Below are 13676 nucleotides of genomic sequence, written 5' to 3'. Positions count from 1 at the left end.
TGCCCTCTGTCGGGTTCCGGGGAGGGCGGTCGGCGCGGGACGGGTGAGCGGTGCCCACGGGCCCGGCGCGGACGGCGCTCCGGGACGGGTCCCACCCTGGTGGCGGCGTCCTCGGCGGCACCACGGTCGAACGACTCGTCCTGCCGCCGGGTGTCCCACCCGGCGGCCGTCCCCGGCAGCGGGTCGGTCGACGGGTGCGGGACCCGGTCGCGGCTGGGAACCTGCGGACGTGGACGCCCCTGGACCCGCATCCTCCCCCGCCGTCGGACCGCGGCCCGACGGCTGGCCCGCGCTGCCGGTCGCCGGGTGGCAGGAGACGCGGGACACGCTGCACCTCTGGACACAGGTCGTCGGCAAGGTCCGGCTGGCCCTCGCGCCACCGGTCAACCACTGGTGGCAGGTGCCGCTCTACGTGACCGCACGGGGGCTCACCACCTCGCTCATGCCCCATCCGAGCGGGCTGGGTCTGGAGGTGGTCCTCGACCTCACCGACCACCACCTGCTCGTGCAGACCACGGACGGCGCCACCCGGCGGATGGCGCTCGAGCCGCGCAGCGTGGCCGACTTCCACGCCGAGTTCCGGTCCTCCCTCCGCGACCTCGGGGTGGACGTGCCCATCAGCAGGACACCGGTCGAGGTGGCCGAGGCGATCCCGTTCGACGAGGACGACACGCACGACAGCTACGACGCCGACGCCGTCCACCGGTTCTGGACCTCCCTGGTGAGCAGCCACCGGGTGCTCAGCGAGTTCCGGTCCCGGTTCCGCGGCAAGGCCAGCCCGGTGCACTTCTTCTGGGGCGCCTTCGACCTCGCGACCACCCGCTTCTCCGGCCGCGCCGCCGCTCCGCACCCCGGTGGCGTGCCCAACTGCCCGGACTGGGTGATGACCGAGGCGTACAGCGAGGAGGTGTCCAGCTGCGGGTACTGGCCCGGTGGGGCCTCCGAGGGCGTCTTCTACGCCTACGCCTACCCCGAGCCCGTCGAGTACCGGCAGTCCGCCGTCGAGCCCGCTGCGGCCACGTTCGACGACGCCCTCGGCGAGTTCGTCCTCCCCTACGCCGACGTCCGGGCCGCGGCGGACCCGGACGGGTACCTGCTCCGCTTCCTCACCTCGGCCCACGAGGCCGCGGTGGCCACGGCGCACTGGCCGGGGCCGGCGGGCTCCCCGGTCTAACCGGCGACGGCGTCGAGCAGCCGCACGGTGCCGTCGCCGAAGTTGGTCACCAGGAGGCCCCGCCCGTCCGGGGTCACCGAGACGCTCGTCGGGCTGTCCCCCGTGGCGATGCGTGCGGTGACGGTGCCCGTCTGCACGTCCACCACCGCCACGGTGCCGTCGTCGACGTTCGCGGTGTAGAGGTGCCGGCCGTCGGGTGCCCAGGTGACGTCCTGCGGTCCGGCGCCCACGTCCGGGACGGTGCCGACCACGGTGTTCGTCGCCGGGTCGATGAGCGTGACGTCGTCGCCGATGTAGTTGACGACCGCCATGCGCGTCCCGTCGGGCGAGGTCTCGATGCTGTGCGGGCCGTCGCCGACGGGGATGGTGGTCACGACCCGGTGCCCCGCGAGCTCCAGGACGGTCACCACGTCGGAGAAGTGGTTCGTGACGTACGCGAACCGCCGGTCGGCCGTGAAGGCGATCCAGTGCGGCGACGGGGCGACGTCGATCCGGTGCACCAGGGCCCACGAGGACGTGTCGAGGACGTCGAGGTGGTCCTCGTCGTAGTACGGCACGTAGAGCAGCCGCCCGTCGGGACCGGTCGACATCGCGTACGGCCCCCTGCCCACCGGCACGGCGCTGATCGCCCGGTCGATGGCGGTGTCCACGACGACGACGTAGTTCGTCCCGAACTCCTCGTCGTAGGCCGAGACGTAGGCGCGCCCCCCGTCCGGGGCGAGCGTCACCATCTGGGGCGGCGCCTCCGGGATCGGGATCGTGGCGGTGACCGCGCCCGAGGCGGGGTCGACCCGGAGCAGGGCACCGAGGGCGGAGTCGGCGACGTACGCGGAGCGGCCGTCGGGCGCGATCGCCGCGTGGTGCGGCGCCGAGCCGACGGGGACCGCCGCCCCGAGGCCCGGGGTCGCGCCACTCGCCACCGGCGCCGCCGGGCCGGACGACGGGGCCGGCGCCGAGGACTCGGCCTCCGCGTGGCCGGCGTGCGCGGCCTCGTCCGGGCCGGTCGACGCGGCGGCGTCCACCGCGGCCGCCCCGCCGTCGGGGGTCGGGGACCTCCCGAGCCACAGGAGGCCGCCGACGACGGCCCCGGCCACGAGCACGAGTCCGAGGCCGATCGCGATCGTCAGCCGGCGGGTCCGCCTGCGGCGGTGCCGGCCGTGTGCGGGCGTGGGGTGCAGGTCCATGGCATCCCGTCCTCGTCGACGGTCCGGGAGTGCATGGTCGAGGGGTCGGCGTCCCGCGACAAGGGGTCCCGGCGCTGTCCGGCGAAGGGGTGGGCTTCCCGCGCCGGGCCGCGCGCTGGTTGACTCGGGGGATGGTCGCACCCCTGCCGGAACCCGATCCGCAGATCGACCCCACCGAGCCGGTGCCGGACGACCCGGCCGAGCTGCTCCCCGATGCACCGGAGCCGCTCCCGCCGCCGCCGATCGAGGCCACTCCGGACGACCCCGGCGGCGACCCGGGCGGCGTGCCCGAGCCGGCCTGAGAGACCTCCCGGCAGCACCCCGGCCCCCTGACGTGCGGGAACTCACCCACCGCGCCGGACGGAGGGCGCCGACCGGCGGAATGGCGTGAAAGCCGGTCGGGTAGTGCCTCCCTGATGACGGCGGCGCAGCAGGACGCCGCCCCGAGGACAGGACCCAGCACATGGGCGGTAACGCCACACACAGGTTCGGCAACACCGCCGTCCTGGCACTGCAGACCGCCGACGCGAGCCGGGTCGTCACCTCCGACGCGCTCGACGTCGCGCTGGCCGACACCTACCGGCGCGTGGGGCTGCGGCCCGGCCTGCTCGAGCGCCTGGCCGGCATCCGCGAGCGCCGCTGGTGGGGCGAGGGCGTCACCTTCGTCGAGGGCGCGGCCGAGGCCGGCGCCAAGGCGATCAGCGAGAGCGGCGTCGACCCCGCCGCGATCGGCCTCATGGTCAACACCTCGGTGAGCCGCAAGTACCTCGAGCCCTCGACCGCGGTGGCGGTCCACCACGCGCTCGGCCTGCCGCGCTCCTGCCAGAACTTCGACGTGACCAACGCCTGCCTCGGCTTCGTCAACGGCATGGAGCTCGCCGCCGCCATGATCGACTCCGGCATGGTCGAGTACGCGCTGGTGGTCAACGGCGAGGACTCGCAGCCGGTGCAGGAGCGCACCCTCGAGCGGCTCAACGCGCCGGGCACCACGTCCAAGGACGTCATCGCGCAGTTCGCCACCCTGACGCTGGGCTCCGGCGCGGTCGCGATGGTCCTCGGCCGGGCCGACCGGCACCCCGAGGGCCACCGCCTCGTCGCGTCCGTGAGCCGGGCGGGGACCGAGCACCACGAGCTGTGCGTCGGCGACAACGACCTCATGCGGACCGACCTCAAGGGGCTCCTCGACGCCGGCCTGGCGCTGTCCGAGGACATGTGGGCCGACGCCGCGGCCGAGGTGGACTGGGCCCGCGGGATGGACCGCTACATCGTCCACCAGGTCTCCAAGGTCCACACCCAGGCGATGTGCGACCGGTTCTCCATCGACCCCGCCCTGGTGCCGACGACGTTCCCGGTGCGCGGCAACCTCGGCCCGGCGTCGGTCCCCTACACGCTGGCCGGCCAGCAGGACTCCCTCTCCGGCGGCGACCGCGTGCTCCTCATGGGCATCGGCTCGGGCCTCAACGTCTCCTGCCTCGAGCTCGCCTGGTGACGGCGGACCCCACGACCGCCGACCGCGCAGCGGGCTCCCCGCCGGCACTGCCCGGCCTGGACCCCGCCTGGTCCCGCACGCTCGTCGTCGCCGACGCCGCGGGGACCAAGCACACCTGGCACGTGCTCGACAACGGCGTGACCGACCCGGTCGGCACGCTGCTGTGCGTCCACGGCAACCCCACGTGGTCCTACCTGTGGCGCCGGCTGCTCGCCGCCGCCCCGCCCGGCTGGCGCGTGGTCGCCCCCGACCAGCTCGGCATGGGGTGGTCCGACCGGCTGGCCGCGCCCCGCCCGCTGCGGCAGCGCGTCGCCGACCTCGGCGACCTGACCGCGGCCCTCGGGATCACCGGCCCGGTGGTGACCGTCGGGCACGACTGGGGCGGCGTCATCTCCCTCGGGTGGGCGCTGGAGCACCGCGCCGACCTGCGCGGGGTCGTCCTGTGCAACACCGCCGTCGCCATGCCCGAGGGCGACTGGGGCCCGGTGCTCATCCGCGCCGCCGACGCCCCCGGCGTCCGCGCGGCCGTCACCGTCGGCACGCCGGTGTTCGTCCGCGCGACGACGGCGCTGTCCCGCCCGGCCCTGCCCGCCGAGGTCCGCCGCGCCTTCGCCGCCCCCTACCGCTCGCGCGCCCGCCGCCGGTCGGTGGGCGACTTCGTCGCCGACATCCCGTTCTCGCCCGGGCACCCCTCCCGCGCCGCGCAGGAGGCGATCGCCGAGGGCATCCGCGACCTCGACGTCCCCGCGCTGCTGCTGTGGGGCCCGCGCGACCCCGTCTTCGGCGAGCGGTACCTCACCGACCTGCGCGGCCGCCTGCCGCAGGCCCGGCTGCACCGCTACGAGGGCGCCTCCCACCTGCTGCCCGAGGACGCCCCGCAGTACGCCCAGGCGGTGGCCCAGTGGGTCACCGACCTCGACGCCGGCTCCGCGGTCCCCGGCCGGCCGGCCGGCCCCGCGGACGGCGCCGCGCGCCGCCTGTGGTCGGCCCTGGAGGAGAGGGCCGGCGACGACACGGCCGCCGTCGTCGAGGTGGGCGGCACGACCGTGACCTGGGCGGCCCTCGCCGCGCGGGTGCGGCACCTCGCCGCCGGGCTCGCCGCGGCCGGGGTCCGTCCCGGGTCCCGCGTGGCGCTGCTCGTGGAGCCGTCGGCCGACCTGACCGCGGCGGTGTACGCCGTGTGGCGCGCCGGCGGGGTCGTCGTCGTGGCCGACAAGGGCCTCGGGTTCGCCGGCATGCGCCGGGCTCTGCGCAGCGCCGCGGTCGACGCCGTGATCGGCAGCGGCAGGGGGCTGGCCGCCGCACGCCTGATGGGCCTGCGCGGCATCCGCATCGCCGCCGGCCCGCGCGCCCGCGGCGCCGCGCACACCCTCGGCGACCTCGAGGCCCTCGGCCGCTCGGCTCCGGTCCCCGCGGAGGTCCCGGCCGACGACGACTGCGCCGTGCTGTTCACCTCCGGCGCCACCGGGCCGGCCAAGGGCGTCGTCTACACGCACCGCCAGGCCGCCGCCCAGACCGCCCTGGTCCGCTCGGCCTACGGCCTCACCGCCGGCGACCGGCTGGTGGCGGCGTTCGCGCCGTTCGCCATCCTCGGGCCCGCCCTCGGCATCGGGTCGGCGGTCCCCGACGTCGACGTCACCGCACCCGGGTCGCTGACCGCGGCGGCCCTGGCCGACGCCGCGGCCGCCGTCGAGGCGACCGTCGTGTTCGCCTCCCCCGCCGCGCTGCGGCGGGTGGCGGCCACCGCGGAGGACCTCTCGGACGCACAGCGGCAGGCACTGGGGCGGGTCCGGCTGCTCATGTCGGCCGGGGCGCCCGTCCCGGCCTCTCTGCTGCGCTCGCTGCGCGAGGTGGTCCCGGCCGCCGACGCGCACACGCCCTACGGCATGACCGAGGTGCTCCCCGTCGCCGACGTCTCCCTCGCCGGCATCGAGGCCGCCGGCGACGGCGAGGGCGTCTGCGTCGGGGCGCCGCTGCCGGGCGTCTCCGTGCGGGTCAGCCCGCTGTCCCCGGACGGGCGCGCGGACGGGCCGCTCACCGACTCCCCCGGCACCACCGGCGAGGTCTGCGTGCGGGCCGCGCACGTCAAGGACCGCTACGACGCGCTGTGGGCGCTGGAGCGCGCGACGTCCCGGGATGCCGGGTGGCACCGCACCGGCGACGTCGGGCACCTCGACGCCGAGGGCCGGCTGTGGATCGAGGGCCGCCTGCAGCACGTGGTCACCACGGCCGCGGGCCCGGTGACCCCCGTCGGGATCGAGCAGCGGGTCGAGCGCCTCGAGGGCGTGTCGGCCGCGGCGGCCGTCGGCGTCGGACCGGCCGGGACGCAGGTCGTCGCGGTCGTCGTCGTGCCGTCGGAGAGCCGGCGCCGCGGCCGGCCGCGGCCACGGCTGGCCGGCCCGGAGCTCGCCGACGCCGTCCGCTCGGTCGCGGGCGCCGACGTCGCCGCGGTGCTGACCGTCCCGGCGCTGCCGGTGGACATCCGGCACCAGTCGAAGGTCGACCGCGGCGAGGTCGCCCGGCGCGCGTCGCGGGCACTGGCCGGCGCCCGGGCCCCCCGCCGGTCGTGAGGGTCCCGGTCGCATGAGGGTGCTGGTCACCGGCGCGAGCGGGATGCTCGGCCGGGCCACGGCGACCGCGCTGCTCGACCGCGGCGACGACGTCACGGTGCTGCAGCGCCGTCCCGCCGGGCTGCCGTGCCGGGAGGTGCTGGGCGACGTCGCCGACCCCGCCGCCGTGGACCGCGCCGTCCGCGGCCAGGACGCCGTCCTGCACCTGGCCGCGAAGGTCGACGTGACCGGCCCGTGGGCGGAGTACCGCACCGCGAACGTCGAGGGCACCCGGGCCGTCGTCGAGGGGTGCCGGACCGCGGGCGTCGGGCGGCTGGTGTACGTCTCCTCGCCCTCGGTGGCGCACGCCGGGACGGCGCTGACCGGGGTCGGCGCCGGCCCCGCCGACCCCCGCGGCGCGCGGGGCCGCTACTCGCGGTCCAAGGCGATCGCCGAGCGGGAGGCGCTGTCCGCGGACGGTCCCGCGCTGGCCGTGCTGGCGGTCCGGCCGCACCTGGTGTGGGGACCGGGCGACACCCAGCTCGTGGCGCGCATCGTGCAGCGGGCGCGGACCGGGCGGCTGCCGGTGATCGGCTCGGGCGCGGCGCTCATCGACACCACCTACGTCGACAACGCCGCCGCGGCCCTGGTCGCCGCCGTGGACGCCTGCGGACCGGTGCACGGCGAGGCGCTGGTCGTCTCCAACGGCGAGCCGCGCCCGGTCGCGGAGGTCGTCGCGCGGCTCTGCCGGGCCGCCGGGGTCCCCGCTCCGCGCCGCCGGGTGCCCTTCCGCGCGGCCTGGACGGCCGGCGCCGCGGTCGAGGGCGTCTGGGCGGTGACCGGCCGCCGGGAGGTGCCGCCGATCACCCGCTTCCTCGCCGAGCAGCTGGCGACCGCGCACTGGTTCGACCAGCGGCGCACCCGCGAGGCCCTCGGCTGGGCGCCGCACGTGCCGCTCGAGGAGGGGTTCGCCCGCCTCGCCACCTCCTACGCCACCGACTCAGCCGCCGGCTCAGCCGCCGGCTCAGCCGCCTGACGGTCCGCGCCCGGACCAGCTCCACGCGTAGCGCCCGTCGTCGGAGGCGGTGCCGGCCTCGCCGAGGTCGAGCGGGCGGAAGGTGTCGACCATGACGGCGAGCTCGTCGAAGGACTCCGCGCCGAGGGAGCGCTCGACGGCGCCGGGCTGCGGGCCGTGGCTGTGCCCGCCGGGGTGCAGGGAGACCGACCCCTTGCCGATGCCCGAGCCCCGGCGCGCCTCGTAGTCACCGTCGACGTAGAACATGACCTCGTCGCTGTCGACGTTGGAGTGGTAGTAGGGCACCGGGACGGCCAGCGGGTGGTAGTCGACCTTCCGGGGCACGAAGTTGCAGATCACGAAGCCGGCGCCCTCGAACACCTGGTGCACCGGCGGCGGCTGGTGCACCCGGCCGGTGATCGGCTCGAAGTCGGACACGGCGAACGCGTACGGGTACAGGCAGCCGTCCCAGCCGACGACGTCGAAGGGGTGCTCGGGCACGACGTGCACCGTGCCGGCCGGGCCGCCGGGGCCGCGGTGCTTCACGTACACCTCGACGTCGGTGCCCTCGGCGAGCAGCGGCTCGGCCGGCGCGCGCAGGTCCCGCTCACAGTACGGCGCGTGCTCCAGGAACTGCCCGTAGCGCGACAGGTACCGCCTCGGCGGCGCGATGTGGCTGTTGGCCTCGATCGCGTAGGTGCGCAGCGGCTCGGAGCCGGTGGGCACCCAGCGGTGCGTCGTCGCCCGTGGGACGACGACGTAGTCGCCCTGCCCGACCTCCAGCGCTCCGAAGACCGTCTCCACGGTGGCGGCGCCGCGCTCCACGAACACGCACTCGTCGCCGGTGGCGTTGCGGTAGTACGGGCTGGTCAGGCTGCTCACCGCGTAGGAGATCCGCACGTCGGTGTTGCCGAGCACCAGCCGCCGCCCGGTGACCGGGTCGGTGGCCTCGTGCTCCTCCCCGGCGAACAGGTCGTGCAGCTTGAGGTGCCGCGGCAGCAGCGGCGCGTTCGGCGTCAGCGTCTGGTCGGGCAGCTCCCACGGCCGGGCGTCGACCAGCGCCGAGGGGATGCCGGAGTGGTACAGCAGGGCGGAGTCGGAGCTGAAGCCCTCCTCCCCCATGAGCTCCTCGGCGTACAGCCCGCCGTCGGGACGGCGGTGCTGCGTGTGCCGCTTGGGCGGGACGCTCCCCACCCGCCGGTAGAACGCCATGCTCGTCCTCCCTGGTCAGCCCCGCTGCAGGGTCCCGCCGCGAGCGTGCGAGCGGTGGGGGGGCAGCGGGGTCCTCCTAGAAGTTGCCGCGGCGCTCCTGCTCGCGCTCGATGGCCTCGAACAGCGCCTTGAAGTTGCCCTTGCCGAACCCGAGGGAGCCGTGCCGCTCGATGAGCTCGAAGAACACCGTCGGCCGGTCGCCGGTGGGCTTGGTGAAGATCTGCAGCAGGTAGCCGTCCTCGTCGCGGTCGACCAGGATCCCGCGCGCCTGCAGCTCCTCGATCGGCACCCGCACCTCCCCGATCCGCGCCCGCAGCTGCGGATCGGAGTAGTAGGAGTCCGGGGTGGCGAGGAACTCCACGCCCTCGGCGCGCATGGCGTCCACCGTCCCCACGATGTCGTTGGTCGCCAGTGCCACGTGCTGGGCGCCGGGCCCGCCGTAGAACTCCAGGTACTCGTCGATCTGCGACTTCTTCCTGCCCACCGCCGGCTCGTTGAGCGGGAACTTCACCCGGTGGTTGCCGTTGGCCACGACCTTGCTCATCAGCGCCGAGTAGTCGGTGGCGATGTCGTCGCCGATGAACTCCGCCATGTTGGTGAAGCCCATGACCCGGTTGTAGAAGTCGACCCAGGTGTCCATGGCCCCGAGCTCGACGTTGCCGACGACGTGGTCGACCGCCTGGAACAGCCGCCGCGGCGCGCCGGGCCGGGGCTGCAGCGTGGAGCTCCGGGCGACGTAGCCGGGCAGGTACGGGCCGGTGTAGGCCGACCGGTCGACCAGCGTGTGCACGGTGTCGCCGTAGGCGGCGATGGTGGCCAGCCGCACGGTGCCGTGCGCGTCGGAGACGTCGTGCGGCTCGGTGACCACCGTGGCGCCCTGCGCGCGGGCGTGGGCGATGCAGCGGTCGACGTCGGGCACGGTGAGCGCGATGTCGGCGATGCCGTCGCCGTGCGCCCGGTGGTGGTCGGCCAGCCGGCTGGCCGGGTCGTAGGCGCCGGTGACGACGAACCGCGCGGCACCCGAGCGCAGCACGTAGGCGTGGGAGTCGCGGTTGCCGGTCTCGGGGCCGGAGTAGGCGACCAGCTCCATGCCGAACGCCGACTGGAAGAAGTGCGACGCCTGCACGGCGTTGCCGACGACCCACACCAGGGCGTCCCAGCCCGAGACGGGGAACGGGTCGGCGGACCCGTCGTACTCCACCAGGCCGACCAGCTGGCGCAGCTGGTCGAGGTCGAGCTGGGCGAGGCGCTCCTCGTCGGTCAGGGTCTGCTCGATCGACACGGCGACGCTCCTGTCTCCTCCGGAGGGGGCTCCAGCCCACTCCCGGTGCCCCCGCCTGTGCAACCATCGGTTCCCGGACTGGCCGGACTGCACCGTCCGCACAGCGGAACGGTGATCCGGCTGGTCAACCGGTACAGCTGGGAGGACGACGACGTGGCCGACCTCGACGCGCTCGACCTCGCGGTGCTGACGGCGCTGCGCGAGCACCCGCGGGCCGGCGCGCTGGAGCTGTCCCGCCTGCTCGGCGTCGCCCGCGCGACCGTGACCGCCCGGATCGCCCGCCTCGAGCGGTCCGGCGTCGTCACCGGCTACGGACCCGACGTCGACGTCACCGCGGCCGGGTTCGGCGTGCAGGCGTTCGTCACCCTGGAGATCGCCCAGGGCGCGATCGACGCCGTCCGCGCCGACCTCGAGGCCATCCCCGGGGTCCTCGAGGCCCACGCGACCACCGGCAGCGGCGACGTCCTCTGCCGGGTGGCGGCCGGCTCGCACGAGGCGCTGCAGCAGGTGCTCGTCGACCTCAACCGGTCGCCGGCGGTGGTGCGCTCGACCAGCGTCGTCGCGCTGTCGCGGCTCGTCCCGTGGCGGACCCTGCCGCTGCTGCGGTCGGAGGCCGCCGCCGGCGCAGGCCGCAGCGGGATGGGCCGGGAGCAGGCCTAGCCGAGGACCTCGGCGATCGCCCGCAGCGTCGCCGGGTCGCCGCCGACGACCATCGTGGTCAGCAGCGAGTCCCGCCAGACCTGCGCCTCCTCGGCGACCTTGGCGCGCGGCCCGACGAGCGCGACCTCCTCGACCAGCCGCAGCGGGACGGCGGCGGCCGCCTCGTCCTTGCGCCCGGCGAGGTAGGCCTCCTGGATCCGGGCGCACTCGTCGGCGTAGCCCATCCGCACGAAGACGTCGTGGTGGAAGTTGACGCCCTTCGCGCCCATGCCGCCGATGTAGAGCGCGAGCATCGGGCGCAGCCGGTCGGCGGCGGCCTCGACGTCGTCGTCGACCACCACCTGCACCATGCCGACGACCTCGAAGTCCTCGGCGGTGCGCCGCGCGCCGGGCCGGGCGAAGCCCTCGGCCAGCGCCGCGCGGTAGTGCGCGTCCTGCCGGGGTGCGTAGAACAGCGGCTGCCAGCCGTCGGCGACCTCGGCGGCCAGCGCCACGTTCTTCGGCCCCTCGGCGGCGAGCAGCACCGGCAGGTCGGTCCGCAGCGGGTGCACCGTCGGGCGCAGCGGCTTGCCCAGGCCCGTCCCGCCCGGGTGGGGGAACGTGTAGTGCTCGCCGGCGAACTCGACCTTCTCCCGGGCGAACACCTGCCGCAGCACCTGCACGTACTCCCGCGTGCGGGCCAGCGGCCGCGGATAGGGCTGGCCGTACCAGCCCTCGACGACCTGCGGCCCCGAGGCGCCGATGCCGAGCACCATGCGCCCGCCGGAGAGGTGGTCGAGGGTGAGCGCGGCCATCGCCGTCGCCGTCGGGGTGCGCGCGGACAGCTGCACGACCGAGGTGCCCAGCCGGACCCGCGTGGTGCGGGCGCCGAGCCAGGCCAGCGGCGTCAGCGCGTCGGAGCCGTAGGCCTCGGCGGTCCAGATCGAGTCGAAGCCGAGGTCCTCGGCCGCGGCCACCCGCTCGGCGGCCAGCGGGTCGGGCCCGGCGCCCCAGTAGCCGAGGGACAGTCCCAGTCGCATCGCGTTCCTCGTCCTCTCAGCCGGTCGCTGGACCGGTCGTGGTCGCGTACCGCGCCCGCAGCCTGTGCTTCTGCAGCTTGCCGGTGGGCGTGCGCGGCAGCTCGTCGACGAAGTCCACGCTGCGCGGCGCCTTGTAGTGGGCGATGCGGGAGCGCACGAACGCGATGAGCTCCCGCTCGAGCGTCGGACCGCCCTCGACGCCCTCGGGCAGCTGCACCACCGCCTTCACCACCTCGCCCATGTCCGGGTCGGGCACGCCGATGACGGCGACGTCGTGGACCGCCGGGTGCAGGGTCAGGACGTCCTCCACCTCCTGCGGGTAGACGTTCGTCCCCCCGGAGATGACCATGAACGCCTTGCGGTCGGTGAGGAACAGGTAGCCCTCGTCGTCGACGCGGCCGACGTCGCCCACCGTGGACCAGGTCGGATGCCGCGGGTGCTGCGCCTCGGCGGTCCGGTCCGGGTCGCCGTGGTAGGCGAAGGGCATCTCGTCGCGCTCGAACCAGACGGTGCCGACCTCGCCGGGAGGCAGCTCCTCCCCGTCGTCGTCGCAGACGTGGATCACGCCGAGGCCGGCCCGCCCGACCGACCCGGGCCGCCGCAGCCACTCCTCGGGCCCGATGAGCGTGACGCCGTTGGCCTCGGTCGAGGAGTAGTACTCGTGGAGCACCGGCCCCCACCAGGCCATCATCTGCCGCTTGACCTCGACCGGGCACGGCGCCGCGGCGTGCACCGCCACCCGCAGCGAGGAGACGTCGGCGGCGGCGCGCACCTCGGGCGGCAGCTTGAGCATGCGGACGAACATCGTCGGCACGAACTGGGCGTGCGTGACCCGGTACCGCTCGAGGTGCGCCAGCGCGGCCTCGGCGTCGAAGCGCTGCGCCAGCACCAGCGTGCCGCCGAAGCGGTGCACCATGCCGCCGAAACGCAGCGGCGCCGCGTGGTACACCGGCGCCGGCGAGTAGTAGACGGTGTCCGGCCCGAAGCCGTACAGCGGCCCGAACACGGCGGCGATCGTGTCGCCGGGCTCGTCGACCTGCCGCTGCGGCAGCGCGGGCTGCACGCCCTTGGGCCGGCCGGTGGTGCCCGAGCTGTAGAGCATGTCCGCGCCGCACGGCTGGTCGCCCAGCGGCTCGGCCGACGTCGCGGCCAGTGCGTCGGCGTAGGCGTCGAACCCGGGGACGTCGCCGCCGAACCCCAGCCGCAGCTCCAGGCCGGGGACGCGCCCGGCCACGGCGACGGCGAGGTCGGCCACCGCCGCGGAGGCGGCGAGCACGCGGGCGCCGCAGTCCTGGACGACGTAGGCGGCCTCGTCCGCGCTCAGGTGCGCGTTGACGGCGGTGACGTAGAGCCCCGAGCGCAGCGCCGCCCAGTAGACCTCGAACACCTCGGGCCGGTTGTCCGAGACGACGGCGACGTGGTCCCCGGCGCGCAGGCCGGCCTCCCGCAGCACCCGGGCGAGGCGGGTCGACCGCTCGTCGAGCGCGGCGTAGGTGAGCACGTCGCCCGTCTCGGCGACCACGACCGCCGCCTTCTCCGGCGTCGTCCGCGCGTGGGTCCCGGGGTACACGGCCACCTCCTCCGGGGCACCTGCCGTGCCCCGGGTCACACTATGGCGTCGGAGCAGGACGTCAGGGGTGCGGCACCAGCGCGACGGCGCCGAGTACGGCCAGGGCGCCCAGCTCGTCGGCGACCATCCACACGTCGCTGATCCGCCCGTCGGTGACCGTCAGGACGTCGACGACGCGCAGCTCGACGTGCCGGCCCGTGGGCGGCAGCAGCCCTGCCGCGGTGCTCAGCGGGCCGACGTGCCGGCCGCCCATGCGGAACGCCACCGCGACCCGGGCGCCGTCCTCGACGACGGAGACGACCTGCCGCTCCACCTCCTCGAAGGTCCGCTGCAGCGCCCGGGCGCGCTCGACGAGGTCGGCGGCCGTGAGCGCCGCCCCGTTGACCGTGACCGGGTCGGTGTAGACGGCGCGGAACGCCGCCTCCGCGGCCGTTCCCCCGGGCAGCGGCTCGGTCCACAGCCGCAGCAGCCGGTCGACGTCGAAGGCCATCGCGCCATGGTGGGGCCCGGCTGCCGGGCCGT

General features: G+C 75.7%; 12 protein-coding genes. 6 read left to right on the top strand and 6 right to left on the bottom strand.

Going from position 1 to position 13676, the window contains the following annotated elements; genetic code table 11:
• The first annotated feature begins 229 nt into the window (after nucleotides 1–229).
• Nucleotides 230–1174 carry a DUF5996 family protein gene (locus HLV61_RS10430; RefSeq protein WP_369255032.1) on the top strand — a complete coding sequence of 315 codons (945 nt, stop codon included), beginning with the start codon at nucleotides 230–232 and terminating at the stop codon, nucleotides 1172–1174.
• On the opposite strand, the gene HLV61_RS10425 is transcribed toward HLV61_RS10430, so the two are convergent.
• The gene (locus HLV61_RS10425) at nucleotides 1171–2358 is read right to left on the bottom strand and encodes a beta-propeller fold lactonase family protein (protein ID WP_369255030.1); all 1188 of its coding nucleotides are present in this window, start codon (nucleotides 2356–2358) and stop codon (nucleotides 1171–1173) included. The genes HLV61_RS10430 and HLV61_RS10425 overlap by 4 nt on opposite strands.
• 131 nt (nucleotides 2359–2489) lie before the next feature.
• Between HLV61_RS10425 and HLV61_RS10420 the strand changes: the two genes are divergently transcribed.
• The 4 genes from HLV61_RS10420 (at nucleotide 2490) to HLV61_RS10405 (ending at nucleotide 7432) form a co-directional block, all read left to right on the top strand.
• Nucleotides 2490–2660, top strand: a complete 171-nt coding sequence (locus HLV61_RS10420) for a hypothetical protein (RefSeq protein ID WP_369255028.1) — start codon at nucleotides 2490–2492, stop codon at nucleotides 2658–2660.
• A 161-nt stretch (nucleotides 2661–2821) separates the two neighbouring features.
• Nucleotides 2822–3847, top strand: coding sequence for a 3-oxoacyl-ACP synthase III (locus tag HLV61_RS10415; protein ID WP_369255026.1), 1026 nt, complete (start codon nucleotides 2822–2824; stop codon nucleotides 3845–3847).
• The gene (locus HLV61_RS10410; RefSeq protein WP_369255024.1) at nucleotides 3844–6417 is read left to right on the top strand and encodes an alpha/beta fold hydrolase; all 2574 of its coding nucleotides are present in this window, start codon (nucleotides 3844–3846) and stop codon (nucleotides 6415–6417) included. Before HLV61_RS10415 ends, HLV61_RS10410 begins: the two co-directional genes overlap by 4 nt.
• A gap of 13 nt (nucleotides 6418–6430) precedes the next feature.
• Nucleotides 6431–7432 (top strand): NAD-dependent epimerase/dehydratase family protein, encoded by a 1002-nt coding sequence (locus HLV61_RS10405; RefSeq protein ID WP_369255022.1) that lies wholly within the window; start codon nucleotides 6431–6433, stop codon nucleotides 7430–7432.
• Here HLV61_RS10405 and HLV61_RS10400 read toward each other — a convergent pair.
• Nucleotides 7421–8623, bottom strand: coding sequence for a homogentisate 1,2-dioxygenase (locus HLV61_RS10400; RefSeq protein ID WP_369255020.1), 1203 nt, complete (start codon nucleotides 8621–8623; stop codon nucleotides 7421–7423). The genes HLV61_RS10405 and HLV61_RS10400 overlap by 12 nt on opposite strands.
• A 76-nt stretch (nucleotides 8624–8699) precedes the next feature.
• Nucleotides 8700–9905 carry a 4-hydroxyphenylpyruvate dioxygenase gene (gene hppD / locus HLV61_RS10395; protein WP_369255018.1) on the bottom strand — a complete coding sequence of 402 codons (1206 nt, stop codon included), beginning with the start codon at nucleotides 9903–9905 and terminating at the stop codon, nucleotides 8700–8702.
• Between the two features lie 111 nt (nucleotides 9906–10016).
• On the opposite strand from hppD, the gene HLV61_RS10390 reads away from it, so the two are divergent.
• Nucleotides 10017–10565 carry an Lrp/AsnC family transcriptional regulator gene (locus tag HLV61_RS10390; protein ID WP_369255016.1) on the top strand — a complete coding sequence of 183 codons (549 nt, stop codon included), beginning with the start codon at nucleotides 10017–10019 and terminating at the stop codon, nucleotides 10563–10565.
• Here the strand turns inward: HLV61_RS10390 and HLV61_RS10385 are convergent.
• The 3 genes from HLV61_RS10385 to HLV61_RS10375 form a co-directional block, all read right to left on the bottom strand.
• A complete protein-coding gene (locus HLV61_RS10385; protein WP_369255014.1) occupies nucleotides 10562–11584 on the bottom strand; it encodes an LLM class F420-dependent oxidoreductase in 1023 nt (340 codons plus the stop codon). The two genes, HLV61_RS10390 and HLV61_RS10385, sit on opposite strands and share 4 nt — an antisense overlap.
• Nucleotides 11585–11600: 16 nt before the next feature.
• Nucleotides 11601–13154 (bottom strand): acyl-CoA synthetase, encoded by a 1554-nt coding sequence (locus HLV61_RS10380; protein WP_369255012.1) that lies wholly within the window; start codon nucleotides 13152–13154, stop codon nucleotides 11601–11603.
• A gap of 61 nt (nucleotides 13155–13215) precedes the next feature.
• Nucleotides 13216–13644 carry an ester cyclase gene (locus HLV61_RS10375; protein WP_369255009.1) on the bottom strand — a complete coding sequence of 143 codons (429 nt, stop codon included), beginning with the start codon at nucleotides 13642–13644 and terminating at the stop codon, nucleotides 13216–13218.
• Nucleotides 13645–13676 lie beyond the last annotated feature (32 nt).

This window comes from Geodermatophilus amargosae, assembly GCF_041028265.1.
GTDB lineage: Bacteria > Actinomycetota > Actinomycetes > Mycobacteriales > Geodermatophilaceae > Geodermatophilus > Geodermatophilus amargosae_A.
This window is presented reverse-complemented; position numbering and strand designations above follow the sequence as displayed.